The sequence below is a fragment of the Arenibacter algicola genome (genome assembly GCF_018860365.1).
GTDB lineage: Bacteria > Bacteroidota > Bacteroidia > Flavobacteriales > Flavobacteriaceae > Arenibacter > Arenibacter algicola_B.
The window spans coordinates 70,438-89,172 of record NZ_JAHKPO010000014.1; the positions used below are offsets into that span (position 1 = coordinate 70,438).

Here is an 18,735-nt window from a genome sequence, read left to right on the forward strand (position 1 = left end):
AAATATATTATGCATGCATAATATATTTTAAAAAAAATAAGAGGCCTATAAAATAAAACAGCTTCTTGTTACAGAAGCTGTTTTAAATTTAGTATTGGATAATCCACTAATGCTCGTAAATGTCATTGTATAGGTCCAAATATTTTTCCTTGACAATTTTTCGTTTTAATTTCATGGTAGGCGTAAGGTGCCCTTCCTCTATACTCCAAACATCTGGCGTTAGTCTAAATTGTTTTACTTTTTCCCATTTGGCAAAACTTTCATTGGCAGCATCCACTTCTTCTTGGAACCTTGCAATTACTTTTTCATTTAGGACCATTTTTTTATTGTCGCTAACCTCCATATCGTGCATTTTTGCCCAATCGCGTAGAAATTCAAAATCTGGTTGTATCAAGGCCGCTGGCATCTTTTCACCTTCACCTATAACCATTATTTGCTCTATAAATCTGGATTGCTTAAACCTGTTCTCCAATAATTGGGGAGCAACATATTTACCTCCGGATGTTTTGAACATCTCTTTCTTTCTATCTGTGATCTTGAGAAATCCATCGGCATCAATTTCACCTATATCCCCGGTATGAAAATATCCATCCTTTATGACCTCAGCTGTTTTTTCAGCATCCTTGTAATAACCTAACATTACTTGTGGCCCTTTAACGCATATTTCACCGTCTTCTGCAATTTTCACCTCTGTATTAGCCAATAATTTTCCAACGGTCCCTATTTTAAATCCGCCATCCCTCATATCGTTCACGGAAACTACAGGGGAGGTTTCCGTAAGGCCATAACCCTCCATGACCCCAAATTCAGCAGCATTGAAAATACGTGCCAACCTAGGTTGTAATGCAGCGCTACCTGAAGATATTAAGGAAAGATTACCTCCAAGGCCCTCCTTCCACTTGCTGAAAATTAATTTTCTGGCAAGTGCCAATTTTTGTTCGTACCACCAACCGTTTTGGCCGTATGGTTCATATTTTAATCCGACTTCAACGGCCCAGAAGAATAATTTTCTTTTAATACCGGTAAGTGCCGTTCCCTTGGCGATGATTTTATCGTATACTTTTTCCAATAATCGTGGAACCGCAGTCATTACATGGGGAGCGCACTCCTTTAGATTTTCGCTTATTTTGTCCATAGACTCGGCAAAATAAATGGTGACCCCAGCGTATTGATACAGATAAACCATCATTCTTTCGTAGATATGGCAGACGGGCAAAAAGCTTAAACATGTGGTATTGCCATAATCTATCGGCAAGCGCTTAGAACTTTCTATGGCATTGCACACCACATTGTTGTGGGTGAGCATCACTCCTTTTGGTCGGCCAGTGGTCCCTGAGGTATAAATCAAGGTGGCCAAATCATCTGGCTTAACCTTATCTTTGAGTTTTTCAACTTCATTTTGGTTGGAGGTATCCGCACCCAATTCCAAGATTTCGCTCCAATTTTTGCAGTTATCAAGTACATCAAAAGAGTATACATCCTTTAAATGTGGTGTATTCGCTTTTACGGCATTAACCTTGTTATAAACTTCCGTACAGGAAACAAAAACATATTTGGCTTCTGAATGGTTTAGCACATATTCGTAATCTTCTTCCGATATAGTAGGGTAGATAGGCACATTTTGGGCGCCTAACTGTAGTATTCCAATATCCATTATATTCCATTCCGTTCTGTTGGTCATGGAAATAAGGGCAATTTTATCATTGGGTTTTACCCCTAATCGCAACAAAGCCCTGCTGATAGCATTTGCCTTGTCTATATATTCTTGGGTAGATGTTGATACCCATTCTCCATTATACTTTGTAACCAGTGATTTTTTTAAATTGAATTTCTCTAATTGATAGTAAGGAAAATCAAAAAGGCGGGTGATTTCTTGCATATTTAATTTGCTGTTCGTAATCGCAAATTAAGAAAAGGGAACGGTATTTTAAAATCACATTCGTATAAAAAATGTAAAAAAATTATGGAGTCTTCATTTTATCTCCTATAATTTGTATCTCTTTGGCTTTGTTTATATGGACTGGGGAGTTGTAATCGGGATATTTTAAATTAGTGTTTTTCATCCTTAAGAGTCTTGAATTAGACCTGATTTTTGATCATTTTGGAATAAGATTTCAAGAATATTGGTAAAGATTTGCCCTTATTAGTGTATCCCCAAGTAGAATTAATTCTGAGGCATAATAATGTTGTTTGTATTAATTCCGAGGTTACTTAGCTAAGATTTATAGCTGGGAAGCTACAAAATGATTAAGTTCAATCTTTAATGCATCATATTGCTAAATAAACGGTTCAACATTTTTTTTGATGATATCTGAAGCGTATATGTGACTTTTATGTAATTATTATTAATAAATAAACTAAACCAATGAAAAAGCTTTTTGTAACGGCAGTAGTTATTTTTACCATGATTTCCTGCGCCGAAAAATCCAAAATTCCTGTATATGCGTGGACCGGTGGTCCTGGGGAGGCCACAGATCAAGAATTAATGGCAACCTTTAAGAATTATAAGGAAAAGGGGATAGATGGGCTAATGTACAACGGTGGACATGATCCGGAAACCTATAAGCGGGTAGGTAAATTGGTAAAGGATGCAGGAATGGAATTCCATACGTGGGTACCTACCATGGTACAAGGTGATAATCCTAAATTACCCAAGGAACTATATGCAATAAATAGAAATGGAGATTCAGCTTTTGATAAACCAGCCTACGTTTCATATTATAAATTTCTGTGCCCCAATAAAGAGGGTTCGTTTAACTTTTTGTCGGAATTATACGGAAATATTGCCGCGGTAGAAGAAGTAGATGGGATACATTTGGACTATATCCGTTTTCCGGATGTAATATTGGCGGAAGGCCTTTGGGATAAATATGGACTTGTGATGAACGAGGAGTATCCTGTGGCCGATTACTGCTATTGTGACAAATGTGTAGGCGATTTTAAAGAGAAATCCGGAATAGATATAAAGGAGGTTGAAGATCCATCACAAGTGCAGGAATGGAAGCAATTTAGGTATGATTTAATAACCAGTATCGTAAATCGTTTGGCCAAGGTAGTCCATGAAAAGGGTAAAAAGATAAATGCTGCGGTTTTTCCGGGTCCTAGCAACGCAATGAAAATGGTTAGACAGGAATGGAACAAATGGGACTTGGATGCCTTTTATCCTATGAATTATAACGATTTTTATTTGAAGAGTCCGGAATGGGTTGGGGAAATAACCAAGGAGGAAGTGGCATCCGTTAATGGTGAAAAGCCTATTTTCAGTGGACTTTTCATATGTCCAAACCCGGAGAACAAAACAAAGGAAAATGACCCTGAAAATCACGGGTTATTGCCATCTGAAATTGAGACGGCAATTAGAACTTCAATGGAAAACGGTGCTGCTGGAATCTGTCTTTTTACACCAGAAAGAATGAAACCCGAACATTGGGAAGCTTTCGATAAGGCAATTCATGCGGATTATTCCAAAAAATAAAGAGATGTAAGATCATCGCTTAGCGGTGTAACGGATGTCTTATTAATAGTAGATCCCTTGCAAGGTAGTTAAGGTCAAAATTGCAAAAAAGGCAATTTTATCCAACTTCTTTCCAAGGGATTTTTGTTTGTGGAATTACAGATGTAGTTTAAATCCTTCATGGGTAGCTTTGAACCCGATGCCTTCATAAAATCGAATAGCATTGGGCCGTAATTTGTTGGAGGTTAGCTGTATCAAATGAACTCCTTTCTCTTTTGCCCTCACTATAATCCATTGAAACATTCGTTTGCCAATTCCCTTACCCGTTTGATTTTCCCTTACATGGACATTTTCTACAAGGCAACGGATGCCGCCTACATAGGTTAGGTATTGGAGAAAACTCAATTGAAAAGAAGCCACAACTTCGCCTTCGGAATTCTCCATAACAATCAGTTCTTGATTATTGTCCCTATCAATTCTTTCAAACGCACTATAGTACTCTTTGGGAAGCGGGTCCTCATACCTCTCCCGCAATTGGCCTAAGGCATCATTGGCGATCATTTCTATTATTGCCGGCAGGTCTTCCTTGGTAGCTCTTCTAAAGGTCATGACTGTCCATTATGCACTTCCAACCATTTTCTGGCATTTACAAATGCCTCCAACCATGGTGAAACCTCATCTTTTCTGCCTGCAGGATAATGTGCCCAGTTCCACTGGAAAATGGAACGCTCTATATGGGGCATTGTCACTAGATGTCGGCCAGAGGTGTCACATAACATTGCGGTATTGAAATCACTGCCATTAGGGTTTGCCGGATAACCTTCGTAACCATAATTGGCTACTATATTGTAATTATCCTTGGTAAGCGGCAATTTAAATTTTCCTTCACCATGGGATATCCAAACCCCCAAATTGGCTCCTTCCAAACTTGAAAGCATAATGGAATTGTTCTTTTGAACCGTCACGGAAGTAAATCCGCTTTCGTGTTTATGGGAATCATTAAAGGTCATTTTACCGTGTTCGGCGTGCTCCGGATTAATCAATTCCAATTCCATAAATAGTTGACAACCGTTACAAATACCTATGGAAAGGGTATCGGGTCTGGCAAAGAAATCCTTTAATGCAGTATTGGCCTTTTCGTTGTATTTAAAGGCTCCTGCCCAACCTTTGGCACTTCCCAGTACATCTGAGTTTGAGAACCCGCCTACTGCACCTATAAATTGGATATTTTCCAAGGTTTCCCTTCCGGATATTAGGTCGGTCATATGAACGTCCTTAACATCAAAACCGGCCAAGTACATGGCATTGGCCATTTCGCGTTCCGAGTTACTGCCTTTTTCACGCAGGATGGCTGCTTTTGGACGTGCATTGGCCTTAGGTGGCAACTTACCATTAAAATAGGCTGGAAAAGAGTAGGTTAGGGGCTGATTTTTGTAATTGGTATAACGGTCTTTGGCCAAGTTGTTGGCGGTTTGCCTACGGTCCAATAGATAGGACGTTTTAAACCAGGTATCACGCAACGAATTAATATTTAGTCCCATTTCCATACCCTGATTTTTTATGGTCAGGGTAGCTGTTGTGTTTACCGATCCAATTTTGAAATACTCAATTCCTGCATTGGCCAATACCTTTTCTACCGTGTTGTCCTTAGCTTGAAAAACGATTCCCGCATTTTCTGAAAACAATAATTTAATGGTATCGGATTCACCTATGGCTGTCAAATCCAATGTGGCGCCCAAATCCAGGTCGGCAAAGCAAAGTTCCAAAAGTGTGGTAATCAATCCGCCCGAAGCTACATCGTGTCCGGCAAGAATTTGTCCGTTTAGTATTAAACCTTGTAGCGTATTGAATACGTTCTTAAAATTATCGGTATTGTTTATAGTAGGCGCTTCGTCACCAATGGTATTCAAAATTTGGGCAAAGGAGGATCCGCCTAATTTATAAGAGTCCTGGGATAAATTGATGTAATATATATCCCCACCATTTTTTTGTAACACGGGTTCTATTACCTTGGTAATATCGGTACAGTTTCCAGCAGCGGAAATGATAACAGTTCCCGGGGCTATAACTTCTGCGTCCTTGTAGCGTTGTTTCATGGACAGGGAGTCTTTACCGGTAGGGACATTGATTCCCAGGCCGATGGCAAAATCCGAAATGGCCTGAACAGCTTCATATAGCCTTGCGTCCTCCCCGGGATTTTTGCAGGGCCACATCCAGTTGGCGGAAAGTGAAACCGAGTCCAAACCGTCTTTTAAAGGTGCCCAAACAATATTGGTCAATGCTTCTGCTATACTGTTTTTGCTTCCAGCTGAGGGGTCGATCAATCCTGAAATAGGGGAGTGGCCAATAGAAGTGGCTATTCCTTCCTTTCCTTTATAGTCCAATGCCATAACACCACAATTGTTCAAGGGTAACTGCAAAGGACCTGCACATTGTTGTTTGGCCACCTTGCCACCTACACAACGGTCTACCTTGTTAGTAAGCCAGTCTTTGGAGGCAACAGCTTCCAATTGCAGTACTTGATCCAAATAATCGTGGAAGTGTTCCAAGGAATAGGACGGGGCCGTATATTTTCTTGTTATTGTGGAATCGTTCATTACAGTTTTGGGAGAGCTCCCAAACATATCCGATAGTTCCAAGTCCATTGGACTTTCTCCCGTTGTGGCCGATTTGAAGGTAAAACGCTTGTCTCCTGTAACATCACCAACCTCATACATGGGCGAACGTTCCCGATCCGCGATTCGGTGCAACATATCAACATCCTTTTTCCCGATTACCAGTCCCATTCTCTCTTGGGATTCGTTCCCGATAGTTTCTTTTGCCGATAGGGTAGGATCTCCGATGGGGAGTTTGTCCATATCTATTTTTCCTCCCGTCTCCTCGACCAGTTCAGAGAGACAATTTAAGTGTCCGCCTGCACCGTGATCGTGTATGGAAACAATAGGGTTATGGTCGCTCTCTACCATTCCTCTTATGGCATTCGCAGCCCTTTTTTGCATCTCGGGATTGGAACGCTGGATGGCGTTGAGTTCTATAGTAGCCCCAAATTCTCCCGTATCTGCACTGGATACTGCCGCACCACCCATCCCAATGCGATAGTTGTCGCCTCCTAGGATTACAATTTTATCACCTGTTTTAGGGATGTCTTTTAAAGCCTGTTCCGCCTTGCCATAACCAATACCCCCGGCCTGCATAATTACTTTGTCATACCCTAATTTTCTGTCCAGTCCTGTTGCTGATGGTTCAGTGGCCTCATCATGTTCAAAAGTAAGTACGGATCCAGCAATTAAAGGTTGACCAAATTTATTTCCAAAATCGGAAGCACCATTGGATGCTTTTATTAAAATATCCATTGGGGTCTGGTACAACCAATTCCTTTCTGGCATTCCTTTTTCCCAAGGTCTGTTTTCTTCCAAGCGGGAATAGGCGGTCATATAAACCGCAGTTCCTGCCAAAGGCAAAGAACCTTTGCCTCCTGCCAAACGGTCCCTAATTTCACCTCCAGCCCCTGTGGCAGCCCCATTAAAAGGTTCTACAGTGGTTGGGAAGTTATGGGTTTCAGCCTTTAGGGAAATAACCGATTCAAAAGGTTTTTCTTGGTAGAAATCTGGCTTGTCAGCACTTATGGGGGCAAATTGCACCACCTTGGGGCCTTTTAGAAAGGCCACGTTATCTTTATAAGCGGAGACTATATCCCCAGGATGTTCCTGCGATGTTTTTTTGATAAGCTTAAAAAGTGATGACGGCTTTTCTACTCCGTCTATAACAAAGGTCCCATTAAAAATTTTATGCCTACAATGTTCAGAATTCACTTGACTAAAGCCAAACACCTCGGAATCTGTGAGTTTACGGCCAATTTTTTCGGAGACTTGCTCTAGATAGACAACTTCTTCCTCACTAAGAGCCAATCCTTCCTGTTCATTATATTGGGCAATATCTACTATTTCCAGAATAGGGGCGGGCATTACATCAACCTTAAAAATATCTTGCGAAAGGCCACTATATTTTTGGGAAAGCATAGGGTCGAACCCTTTTTCATCTTGGTCTACTGCAGTAAACTCCTCAATTCTAATAATACCCGAGATCCCCATATTTTGGGTTATCTCTGTAGCATTAGTGCTCCATGGGGTAATCATGGCTGCCCTGGGGCCAACAAAAAAGGCGTCCAATGACGCCGCGGTTAACTTAGGTTGGTTGCCAAACAACCACGTAAGTTTTACGCTATCTTCCTGGGTCAGGTCGTTTTTGGTTTGTACCGCAAATATCTTAGTGCTAAGGTCTCCGAAGAAATGAATCATCTAATATGTAAATTGTAAGGTTGAGAAAGGTGCAAATTTACGGTTTTAATGTGTAATTTTTCATTAGAATAGTTAACAGTTTTGGACAACAATTGTTAATTTCTGTATGAGGTCTATTTTAGAACGTAGCCTCCTCTGGTATTTATTTTGGTTCTATATGAATCAATACATGCCCAATATTGGGAATATCCCTGCGGAGCCTGTCCTTGAGCTTATGGGACAGGTCATGCCCTTCTTTTACACTAATACTGCCGTTTACTTGGGCATGAAGGTCGATATGATATTTTGTACCTGCCTTTCGGATAAAACATTTTTCAGTTCCCAATATACCATCGACGGTTGAGGAAACTTCACGAATTTCATCTATGAGGTCATCATATAAATGTTCATCCATTATTTCCCCAAGGGCAGGTCTAAAGATCAGATATCCATTATAGAAAATAAAAAATGAGGCCGCCAAGGCAGCCCAATCATCGGCCGTTTCATAACCTTTGCCAAGGATCAAGGCAATGGATATTCCTATGAATGCCATAATAGAGGTGATGGCATCGCTTCTATGATGCCATGCATCTGCCTTAAGGGAAGAACTGTTGGTTTGGATGCTTTTTTTTAAGACCACCCTATATGAAATTTCCTTCCACAAAATAATGACCCCAAGGACCAATAGTGTCCAGGATTTGGGCGATTTGTGAGGGGTTAAAATGTTCATAATGCTTTCATAGGCTATAATCGTAGCCGAGGTAATTAAAAACCCTACTACCAAAAAAGTAATTAAGGGTTCAATCTTGCCATGACCGTAGGGGTGATTTTCGTCTGCCGGTCTTTTTGCATATTTAAGTCCAAATAGTACCAAGAGGGAGGAAAAAATGTCGGTTGTGGATTCAATGGCATCGGCTATTAAAGCGTAGGAATTGCCAAAAAAACCTGCCAGACCTTTAATTACTGCCAAAACAATATTTCCAGCTATACTGAAATAAGTGGTCCTTATGGCCGACTGCTCGTTGTTCATTTTTTTCTTAAAATCGATAAAAAATTAAAGGTATGAAACTTATGATTGCTTTTAGGGATGGGAAAGGAGAATAGTAGATTCCAGTTTTTTTAGCGCCCATATTTCTCGAATAACTTCATTTTTTTATAGGGGCCTCTATTAGAAGAGTAAATTGTATCTTAGGAAGGTAATACCAATAAACACTAAATATATAAATACCATGGCTAAGGAATATGTAGATATCGCAACATTAAAATTTTTGTTATATCAGGTACACGAGGTAGAGAGTTTGCTATCGGCAGAACGGTTTCAAGATTATGACAAGGATTCCTTGGATATGTTTTTAAATGCTATCAAGGAATTTTCCGACCGTGAATTATTTCCCTATTTCAAAGAGATGGATGAAACGCCGGCCATGTATAAAAATGGAACCATTATGGTGCATAAGCAGGTTGATGTAATGATGAAGAAGGGTGGGGAAATGGGAATCATTTCCGGTCCTTTTGATTATGGGGACGGAGGAATGCAGTTGCCATTTATAATCCATACTGCTTCGGCCTATATTCAGGAGGCCGCCAACAATCATTTGCCGGGGTATGCTGGATTGACCCAAGGGGCTGCGGAGTTGATTGTTCATTTTGCCAATGAAGATCTCAAAAAAACCTATGTTCCAAAAATGTTATCCGGTGCATGGGGAGGTACCATGTGCCTTACAGAACCCCAGGCAGGTAGTTCCTTATCGGATATAACCACCAAGGCAACCCCTACACAGGAAGGACATTATAAGATATCCGGACAAAAAATATTTATATCGGGCGGCGATCATCAATATGCTGAAAATGTAGTCCATCTATTGTTGGCCAGAATAGAAGGTGCCCCGTCTGGAACCAAGGGTATATCCTTATTTGTGGTGCCTAAGCTTAGGATGGATAAGGGTGGAAGTTTAGCAAATAACGATGTGATGACCGTGGCCGATTTTCAGAAAATGGGTCAACGGGGATATGCTACGACCCATCTAGGATTTGGTGACAAGGACGATTGCCATGGCTGGCTGGTAGGTGAGGCACATAAGGGACTTAAATATATGTTCTTAATGATGAACAGCGCTAGGATAAGTGTAGGGCGTGGGGGTGCCGCCATAAGTATGGCGGCCTACCAAGCCTCATTGGAGTATGCCAATGAGCGACCCCAGGGACGAAAGCTTTCCAGTGACGGAAAAAAAGATCCCGATGAAAAACCCTGCCTAATAATTGAGCATCCAGATGTAAGGCGCATGCTTTTGTTACAAAAAGCGATTGCAGAGGGTTCATTAAGTTTGGTGCTATTGGCTGCCAAGTATTATGATATTATACAATCCACCAAAAATTCTGAAACCAAGGAAAAGTATGGTCTATTATTGGAAATGATCATTCCTATTGTAAAGACCTATCCCACAGAGGCGGGTACTATATCTGTGAGCAATGGTATGCAGGTGTTGGGCGGATATGGATTCTGTTCCGATTTTATTCTTCAGCAATACTACCGAGATATTAGGATATTTAGTATATACGAGGGTACCACGGGTATACAATCCCAAGATTTATTGGGGCGTAAGGTCCCTATGGAGCATGGCAAAGCTTTGGAATTATTGTTAACTGAAGTATTGCATACCATAACCGCAGCAATGGAGTTTGATGACTTGCGTTCTTCGGCCAAGATATTGGGCGATAAGATTAAGTTGACAAGGAAAGTTTTGGATTTTTTAATGCCTTTTGCCAAAAAGGGGAACTACGAACGCTATTTGTCCGATGCCAATTTGTTTATGGAATTTTTAAGTCATGTTGTGATAGGCTGGTTATGGCTCGATATTGCGTTACATGCACAACGAAATATACAGGATGGGGAGCAAACTCGTTCCAAGGCATTCTACGACAGTAAAATCCATACCATGAAATTCTATTTCAAGTATGAGTTGACAAAGACTAGCAGTTTGGCAGAATCGTTGATGCATCCGGATGTGCTGACCATAAAATCCAAGAAAGAGGTCTTTTAAAAACTAATTTATTGCGAAGTGAAGTAGGGTAAATTTAAGTTTGATTGTTTTATATACAAACAGGGTTAAAAATCACGGTTTAAATAAAACAATCAAATTATGAAAAGATTACAATTTTTAAGTTTATCGATCTTACTTTTTTCTTTTGTAGGATCTATGGCCCAGGAAAAGGAATCCACCGAACAGGAAAAGCTTACTTATTATGAGCAAAGAGCCAGGGAGGATGCGCAATTTGAGCAATCACAGGAATTGGCAGAAGAAGAGGAGGAGGAATTCTGGGAATCACAGGAGGATTATGAAAGACAATTGAAAAAGAGGGATAAAAAGGCTTACAAAGCGTATATGAAAGGTAAGCGGGATGCCTATGCGGAACACCGCAGTCATTGTGATAATCATTGCCACCATAGTGATCATTACCAAACCCATGCCAGTTTCTACTATTACCATAACGAACCCTATCGCTATAGAAGCTATTCCAGTGGAACAACTATCCGCACGGGAGTTGGGCTAAGCGCACCCAGTGTTAGAATAGGACTTTAGGAACCAGAACTTAAAAAGAGGCTGTCCATGTTTATGGACAGCCTCTTTTTTTTTTAATCATTTTTTATTTTCGAAGCAGGTTTTTTTTCCAAAAGGGCCATGTAGAATCCGTCAAATCCAGTTTTGCATGCGTAAATATTACTATCCTTGATAAGACTAAAGTCCTTACCAGCCTCCGAGCCGAGGAATTTTTTTACTTGCTGAATATTTTCTTGTGGCAATATGGAACAGGTGGCATAGACCAATTTCCCTCCGGGTTTAACTATTCTACTGTAATCCTGAAGGATTTGTTGTTGGGTTACCATTATTTTTTCCAAGAAATCGGGTTGTAATTTCCACTTGGCATCGGGGTTTCTTTTTAAGACGCCCAATCCGGTACAGGGAGCATCTATTAGTACCCTATCTGCTGTATCGTATAGCTTTTTAATTACCTTGGTGGTATCTATGGCTCTGGTCTCCACATTGTGGGCTCCATCGCGCTTTGCCCTTCTTTTTAATTCTTTTAGTTTGTTGCCATAAATATCCAATGCGATCAGTTGACCTTTATTTTCCATTAGTGCTGCCAAATGAAGTGTTTTTCCCCCAGCTCCTGCGCAGGTATCAACTACGCGTTGACCAGGTTTAACGTCCAAAAATGGAGCTACCAATTGGGAAGAGGCATCCTGAACCTCGAACCAACCATTCTTAAAGGCTTCGGTAATAAACACATTGGAACGTTCCTTTAGCCTTAAAGCATCGGGATACCCTTTTATGGATTCCGTTTCAACTCCGGCTTCGTGGAGAACACTGCTTAAATTATCCTTGGTTGTTTTTAAGGTGTTCACCCTTAAAATTACTTCAGCCTGCTCATTTAGGGCCTTAATTTCTTTGGTCCACAGGGCCTCGCCCAAAGCTTTTGCGCATAACTCGTCCATCCAATCCGGTACAGACTCCCTGTATTTTCTTATTTTGGAGAGTTCGTCGAATTTTCCCTTGATCCTTCTTTCCGGAGTAGGTTCTATTTGTTTCCAGTCCGGTAGTTTTATGCCTTTAAGAACGGCCCAAACAGCGAACATTCTAAATAGGTTTTGTCTGCTATATGGGGCCTTTACTTCGGCTATTTCCGCGTACAATCGCTTCCAGCGTACCATTTCATAGGTGGTTTCTGCAATAAAACCTCTGTCCCGGGCACCCCATCGCTTGTCATATTTTAATACTTTTTCTACTACCTTATCTGCATATTCACCTTCATTAAATATATAATTCAACGCATCAACAACCGCAAACACTAGATTTCTATGTAATCGCATTTTTAAAAATTAAGATTGCAAAGGTATTGTATTAGAACCTATTCCTCTTATTTTTGGGGAAAATTATAAGCATGCGCAATTATTTGGTGTTTCTCATTCTTTTTATTTTGGCCTCGTGTTCCGAAATGGACGAAAAGAGAACGTTTAACTCTGTAAAAATAGAAACCATTTATACCGATTCGTTGAGCTTTAGGGCAATCGAAATTATGGACGGCGGCAATATGGCATTTGCTGCCAACAAAGGCGCATTTGGTTTGGTAGACCTTAGGACCAACAAAGTGAGGGTAAATACTCAAAAATATGACAGTATACTTCCGGAATTTAGGGCCGTAGCACAAAATTCCACCGATTTCTTTATGCTTTCGATAGCTAATCCGGCCTTGTTGTACAAGACTGGCGACAAGGGCAATATGGAATTGGTATACAAGGAAGAGGATGAGAAGGTATTCTATGATGCCATGACCTTTTGGAACGATCAAGAGGGAATAGCGGTGGGGGACAGTATGGATGGCTGTCTGTCCATAATCATTACTAGGGATGGCGGTAATACCTGGAATAAGCTACCATGTTCTTCTTTGCCAAAGTCTGAAGCCGGCGAAGGTGCCTTTGCGGCCAGTAATACCAACATAAAAGTGTTGGATAATATGGCTTGGATAGCAACTACACATGGAAATGTATATTATACCGGCGATAAGGGGTTTACTTGGGAAGTTGTGAAAACGCCAATAATTAGTGAAGAAACTACCCAAGGTATCTTTTCCATTGATTTTTATGACGAAAACCTGGGCGTTGTCTTTGGAGGTGATTATACCGACCCGGCAATAAATAAAGGCAACAAGGCAATAACTACGGACGGTGGCAAAACATGGAAATTGATCGCCAATGGTAAACTTCCGAATTTTAGAAGCTGTGTGCAGTTTGTGCCAAATTCCATGGGTAAGTCCTTAATTGCCATCGGCTTTGAGGGTATTGCTTATTCCCATGACACTGGTGAAAATTGGAAACAACTTTCCGATGAATCCTTTTATACCCTTAGGTTTATGAACGACACTACTGCATATGCCGCAGGAAAGGGCAGGATTGCGAAACTTATTTTTCACTGAGATGTCCAGGGAGCTGCAGAATTAGAGTACTTTAATTAATGCTCTATGGCTTTAATTCTTGAAAATTACTGGCCACCCTTTCTCTGTCTATATTGTTTGATTAGCTGACGTTTAAAATCCTCTTCCGAACGCATCAACAGAATGGTCTTCTTGGCCGAAATTGTCTTGGATATTTTTTCGATATAGGATTTTTCCACATTATATTTTTCTTCCTCCAATTTTTGCATACGGGCCAGAAGTTCGCCGGCCCGTGCATCCGATAGGGTATCCAGATTTTTTATCTCGGAACCTATTTCAAAGCGCTCCTCCCTTAACAAACCTTCTCTTTTGGATTGATGCTCGTTGTAAATAGGCCAAAAACTTTGGGCCTCTTTTGGGGTGAGGTCCAATCTTTCTGTAATGAAAGCTATTTTTAGGGACTTTATTTTATCCCAATCCTGCTTTTCCTGTGAGCTTAATGATAGGGTAGCTGCAAGGAATAACAGGGAAGCAAGTATATTTATTTTTTTAATCATCATTGTGCATATTTAATTCTTCAAAATCTTCAATATGGGAATCCAGATAATCTATGATATTATCATTATCCAGTCTACTTTCCAGTATATCGTTTAGGTCCAAATCATGGATTGGAAGTATTTCCGCCAAATCATAGGAAGAAAGTTCCAAATCGTTAAATTCAAAATAATGTTCTATGTCCGAATTGGCTAAATCCGAATAGGATGGTGTTTTATCCCTATTAAATTGAACCAAAATGAACAGCAATACTACGGCAGCTACGGAAGCGGCAGTATAATAGTGTTTTTTATAGGATTTTAAAGGGATTACCTTAGGCTCAACCGGGGTGTTTTCCAGTTGCCCCAGAAGCTTAGCGTTTAAAGTATCAAAATAACCTTCCGGAACTTTGAACCCTTCATTTGGAGGCATAGAAATATCTTCCTTTGCTATCTTTTTAAAGATATCGCTGGAAAGGGTATCCAAATACCCATCCGGAACCTTGAAGCTGTTATTTTTATTTAATTTATCCATTTCAATAGTTTGACCTTGAACAATATAAAAGGTTTAATTTTCTTTCAAAAAAGCTTCGATCTTTTTTGATGCCAAATGATAGGAGGCTTTTAATCCACCTACGGAGGTCTCTAAAATTTCTGAAATCTCTTCATACTTCATCTCCTGAAAATATTTCATATTAAAAATTAATTTTTGTTTTTCAGGAAGCGTTGCAATGGCCATTTGTAATTTTAGTTGAATTTCATCCCCTTCAAAATATACATCGGCCCTCAAATCTTCTACTGCCTTAGTCATTAAATTCTCGTTATTGATCTTAAGTTTTTGCGATTTGGATTTTAAAAATGACAAGGCCTCGTTGGTGGCTATCCTGTACATCCAGGAGTATAATTTACTATCACCCTTAAAGCCATCGATATTTCTAAAAACTTTTATAAAGGTATTTTGCAACACATCATCTGTATCATCGTGGTTTAATACAATTCTTCTTATATGCCAATACAGGCGCTCCTTGTAAGTGTTTACAAGTATTTCAAAAGCCTTGGCCTGATGGTCCTTTTGCTTTAATTGTATTACTAAAGTTTCTTCCGCAATCAACATTTTGGACTTAAGTTCTATTATAGGACTATAAAAACTGAAAAAGGTTTATTTACAGGGTTATAATTTTTTTGTGCCTAATTGCAAAGGTAAGCAAGTTTAACTACTGCTATATTTTTTTAGCTTGGAGCTATTTAATGAAAATTATTTTTATTTTTTAGCTATTTTTGAAGTTATTCCTTGCAAAAAGGTATCAATTCTTTGTTTAACAATTATAAAATGAAATTATAAGTGACCTTTAATGTGCATGACAGTTGGCGCAGGCTTCTGCTTGAAGAGTTTAAAAAACCTTATTTTGAAGCTCTTACGGCATTTGTTCAACAGGAATATGCCAAGCAGACGTGCTATCCTGAGGAGCGTAATATTTTTGCCGCTTTCAACCATTGTCACTGGGAGGAAACGAAGGTGGTTATTATAGGTCAGGATCCATATCACGGACCAAATCAGGCCAATGGCCTTTGTTTTTCCGTAAACGCGGGCGTAGCACACCCACCCTCATTGGTGAATATATTTAAGGAAATAGCATCAGATTTGGGGACGGCCTATCCGGAAGATGGAAATTTGGAACATTGGGCAGACCAAGGGGTTCTTTTGCTGAACGCTACCTTAACGGTACGGGCAAGTGAAGCTGGCAGTCACCAGAATAATGGATGGGAGACCTTTACGGATACTGTTATTCAAAAACTATCAGAAGAAAAAGAGGGCTTGATATTTTTGTTATGGGGTGGTTTTGCAAAGAAGAAGGCTAAGTTGATCAATGCCAAAAAGCATTGTATTTTAACTTCCGGACATCCGTCCCCTTTAAGTGCCAATAGGGGGTATTGGTTTGGTAACAAGCATTTTAGTAAAACGAATAAAATATTATTGGAAAATGGAAAGCAGGCAATTAAATGGTAATAGGAATTTTGTTGAGGCAGTTTTAATACAGAACTGTTCTTCGGCTATAAAGTATTTATACGATTCATTTTTTTGCTTAATTCCTGCTAATGAAAGAACATTTATGTTACTTTTTTGTCCAAAAGCGAAAATGTACTATTAACTAAATCTATATTTGTACTTTTTTTGAATCTGTATTATAAAACTTACACTTGCATTTGTGATATTAAATATTAATAGGTTAATGAATTCTACTAGATTGAAATGGGTATTGTTGGTTGATGACGACGGAACAACCAATATGCTGAATAAACTATTTTTAAAAAAACTTATTCCTGACCTGGAAATTGATACAGTTACGGACGGACATAGAGCCCTGGATTTTATAGAGAAAAATATTAATGATATAGATAAGGGAAGTTTTTTGTTGATTCTGGATATTGAAATGCCAGTAATGGATGGATGGCAATTTTTGGAGGCCTTTAATATCCTTTTTAGACAAGAAGAAAAAGAAAAGATAGTTATAGCCGTATTAACTGCAAATGGATGCGAAGAAGTGACCAATAAGGCCTTGTCCAATCCCCAAGTCAAAGAGTGCCTACACAAACCTTTGTCCGATATAAACTTTAGAAGCATAATTCAGTCTTATTTTTACGACTAGAGGTTAGCTAGGATGTAAATCGAAAAATACTGAGTTTACGTAAACTATTCTAGTAAATTATCTCTGTACTAGGCATTATCCTCTCAATAAGCTTTAAGTCCTTTAAGGTATTTTGTACCAATTCCAAATTCTTTTTGCTGATATTATTTTGCCCCCATTCCGTTAGGGATAGCCAATGCTTGATATCTTCCAACTGCTGGTTGTAAGTATTGGCCAAAGTACGATCTATGCTGGGAATCCGTTTAAAATCGGAGGTATATATGTTGATGATTTCCAGTATATGGCCCAAGGTTCCGGGATTTTCAGTTATAAATTTATCCGTGGCGGCAATAACAAAGCAAGGCCATGGGGTGGGGCAATCTGTAATTCTTCTAAATATGCCTTGGTCCACCAATGGTTTTGTGGTGAATCTTTCCCACATAAAATAATCCGACCTACCTTCTGTTAAAGAGGCCACCGCACCATCTAGATTATTGATTACCTCAAATTTTAGATCCTTAGTGTCCCAACCCTCTTTTTGGGCATTTACGTAGGCCATCAAATGGCTGCCACTGCCATATCGGCTTATGGCCGCGGTTTTGTTTTTTATATCGGCCAAGGTCTTGTAATTGCTTTTGGCAGCTACGTGAATACCCCATAAGAGGGGAGTAGCTATGTATTCCTGAACAATTTTTGAAGGATTCCCTTCGCTAATACTTTTTGCAATCCCTTCGGTAAGGATAATGGCCAGATCGGTTTCATTTTCCTTTAATAATTGTGCCATTTTACCGGTTCCTTCGGGAATATCTTTCCATTGCAAGTTTATGCCCCTAGCTTCAAAAGCCCCTTCTTCTATAGCTAATTGCCAGGGAAAATTAAAGTGTTCGGGAACACCTATGATATTTACATTTTTCAAATCAATTGTTTTTATCTGGTTTGCCAACTAATTAAGAGTGCGGGTAGGATTATTGTTTTTAACTTTTCTTCTAAATAACACATATCAAAGCACTTATAGTCAGTTGTTTATCTTTTTGGCTGTTAAAACTTTAAGCTATCTTGTCCAAGGCATATTTAATAAGTTCGTCTATCGCCAAATCCGGTCTTGATGAAAACTGTCCATTGGGCCTGTTTGCCACAATACAGTTTAAGGAAACAGCCCTGTGTCCCAATAACTTTGCCAAGCCATAAATTCCGGAGGTTTCCATTTCCAGATTGGTGATACGCTTATCATTATAATTAAAACTGGCTAGTTTGGCATTCATATTTTCATCTTCCAATTTTAAACGTAAAATTCTACCCTGGGGACCATAGAACCCAACATTGGTAGCGGTAAATCCAAGTTGCATTTTGTCCGAGATGAACTGGGCTCCCAAAGTTTTGTCGTATTCTACAACATAGGGGTTGGACTTATCTTTTAGCCAATTGGTGTGTTTTAAAAATGCTTGCTGAATCTCCGGGTGTTGAATATGGGCACTGTTGTAAAAGTGCAAAAGACTATCCAGGCCAATGGCGTATTCGCTCAACAAAAAAGAATCTAAGGGAATATTGGGCTGAATGGCTCCGGAAGTGCCTATCCGAATAATATCCAAGCGGGTTTTATCTTTTTTTATAGTCCTAGTTTCAAAATCAATATTGACCAAGGCATCCAGCTCATTGAGGACGATGTCTATATTGTCTGTGCCGATACCTGTAGAAATTACCGAAATGCGCTTATTGTTCAGCCATCCGGTATGGGTTAGGAATTCCCGCTTTCCTTTTTTTAAGTCGATCTTATCAAAATACTGGGAAACGCGCTTTACCCTATCGGGGTCTCCAACGGTGATTACGGTATCTGCTAGGTCTTGAGGAAATAAATTAAGATGGTATACGCTATGGTCTGCGTTTAGGATTAGCTCTGAAGAACCAATTTTCAT

Annotated in this window: 16 protein-coding genes; 6 read left to right on the forward strand and 10 right to left on the reverse strand. The window is 39.6% G+C overall.

From position 1 onward, the window contains the following. Window positions 1–106: 106 nt before the first annotated feature. On the reverse strand, window positions 107–1,879 hold the full coding sequence (locus KO529_RS11580) for an AMP-dependent synthetase/ligase (RefSeq protein ID WP_215948045.1): 1,773 nt from the start codon (window positions 1,877–1,879) through the stop codon (window positions 107–109). A 486-nt stretch (window positions 1,880–2,365) separates the two neighbouring features. Here KO529_RS11580 and KO529_RS11585 point away from each other — a divergent pair, with 486 nt between their 5' ends. Continuing rightward, window positions 2,366–3,475 (forward strand): hypothetical protein, encoded by a 1,110-nt coding sequence (locus tag KO529_RS11585; protein WP_215948046.1) that lies wholly within the window; start codon window positions 2,366–2,368, stop codon window positions 3,473–3,475. Between the two features lie 135 nt (window positions 3,476–3,610). Here KO529_RS11585 and KO529_RS11590 read toward each other — a convergent pair whose 3' ends face one another. From KO529_RS11590 to KO529_RS11600, 3 genes are all read right to left on the reverse strand, one after another. Next, window positions 3,611–4,063 carry a GNAT family N-acetyltransferase gene (locus tag KO529_RS11590; protein ID WP_215948047.1) on the reverse strand — a complete coding sequence of 151 codons (453 nt, stop codon included), beginning with the start codon at window positions 4,061–4,063 and terminating at the stop codon, window positions 3,611–3,613. After that, a complete protein-coding gene (purL, locus tag KO529_RS11595; RefSeq protein ID WP_215948048.1) occupies window positions 4,060–7,752 on the reverse strand; it encodes a phosphoribosylformylglycinamidine synthase in 3,693 nt (1,230 codons plus the stop codon). The genes KO529_RS11590 and purL overlap by 4 nt, the downstream gene beginning before the upstream one ends. Before the next feature lie 142 nt (window positions 7,753–7,894). After that, window positions 7,895–8,761: a cation diffusion facilitator family transporter gene (locus KO529_RS11600; protein ID WP_215948049.1), complete on the reverse strand. Its 867-nt coding sequence runs from the start codon at window positions 8,759–8,761 to the stop codon at window positions 7,895–7,897. Window positions 8,762–8,960: 199 nt separating this feature from the next. Here KO529_RS11600 and KO529_RS11605 point away from each other — a divergent pair, with 199 nt between their 5' ends. Next, on the forward strand, window positions 8,961–10,772 hold the full coding sequence (locus KO529_RS11605; RefSeq protein ID WP_215948050.1) for an acyl-CoA dehydrogenase: 1,812 nt from the start codon (window positions 8,961–8,963) through the stop codon (window positions 10,770–10,772). 99 nt (window positions 10,773–10,871) lie between these two features. Beyond that, entirely contained in the window at window positions 10,872–11,312 is a 441-nt protein-coding gene (locus tag KO529_RS11610) for a hypothetical protein (protein ID WP_215948051.1), read from the forward strand. A 53-nt stretch (window positions 11,313–11,365) separates the two neighbouring features. Here the strand turns inward: KO529_RS11610 and KO529_RS11615 are convergent, their stop codons facing one another. After that, the gene (locus tag KO529_RS11615) at window positions 11,366–12,601 is read right to left on the reverse strand and encodes an RsmB/NOP family class I SAM-dependent RNA methyltransferase (RefSeq protein WP_215948052.1); all 1,236 of its coding nucleotides are present in this window, start codon (window positions 12,599–12,601) and stop codon (window positions 11,366–11,368) included. A 71-nt stretch (window positions 12,602–12,672) separates the two neighbouring features. Between KO529_RS11615 and KO529_RS11620 the strand changes: the two genes are divergently transcribed. Beyond that, complete coding sequence (locus tag KO529_RS11620) at window positions 12,673–13,704, forward strand: WD40/YVTN/BNR-like repeat-containing protein (protein WP_215948053.1); 1,032 nt, start codon at window positions 12,673–12,675, stop codon at window positions 13,702–13,704. Between the two features lie 65 nt (window positions 13,705–13,769). On the opposite strand, the gene KO529_RS11625 is transcribed toward KO529_RS11620, so the two are convergent. From KO529_RS11625 to KO529_RS11635, 3 genes are read right to left on the reverse strand one after another with little or no spacing between them, the layout of a single operon-like run. Beyond that, a complete protein-coding gene (locus tag KO529_RS11625) occupies window positions 13,770–14,222 on the reverse strand; it encodes a hypothetical protein (protein WP_215948054.1) in 453 nt (150 codons plus the stop codon). Next, the gene (locus tag KO529_RS11630; RefSeq protein ID WP_215948055.1) at window positions 14,212–14,730 is read right to left on the reverse strand and encodes a hypothetical protein; all 519 of its coding nucleotides are present in this window, start codon (window positions 14,728–14,730) and stop codon (window positions 14,212–14,214) included. Before KO529_RS11630 ends, KO529_RS11625 begins: the two co-directional genes overlap by 11 nt. 33 nt (window positions 14,731–14,763) lie before the next feature. After that, window positions 14,764–15,306, reverse strand: coding sequence for an RNA polymerase sigma factor (locus KO529_RS11635; RefSeq protein WP_436835203.1), 543 nt, complete (start codon window positions 15,304–15,306; stop codon window positions 14,764–14,766). Window positions 15,307–15,537: 231 nt separating this feature from the next. Here KO529_RS11635 and KO529_RS11640 point away from each other — a divergent pair, with 231 nt between their 5' ends. Beyond that, entirely contained in the window at window positions 15,538–16,203 is a 666-nt protein-coding gene (locus KO529_RS11640; RefSeq protein WP_215948057.1) for a uracil-DNA glycosylase, read from the forward strand. A gap of 223 nt (window positions 16,204–16,426) precedes the next feature. Then, window positions 16,427–16,843 carry a response regulator gene (locus KO529_RS11645; protein ID WP_215948058.1) on the forward strand — a complete coding sequence of 139 codons (417 nt, stop codon included), beginning with the start codon at window positions 16,427–16,429 and terminating at the stop codon, window positions 16,841–16,843. Window positions 16,844–16,892: 49 nt separating this feature from the next. On the opposite strand, the gene KO529_RS11650 is transcribed toward KO529_RS11645, so the two are convergent. After that, window positions 16,893–17,738 (reverse strand): substrate-binding domain-containing protein, encoded by an 846-nt coding sequence (locus KO529_RS11650; RefSeq protein WP_215948059.1) that lies wholly within the window; start codon window positions 17,736–17,738, stop codon window positions 16,893–16,895. A 130-nt stretch (window positions 17,739–17,868) separates the two neighbouring features. Continuing rightward, entirely contained in the window at window positions 17,869–18,735 is an 867-nt protein-coding gene (locus KO529_RS11655; protein ID WP_215948060.1) for a nucleoside phosphorylase, read from the reverse strand.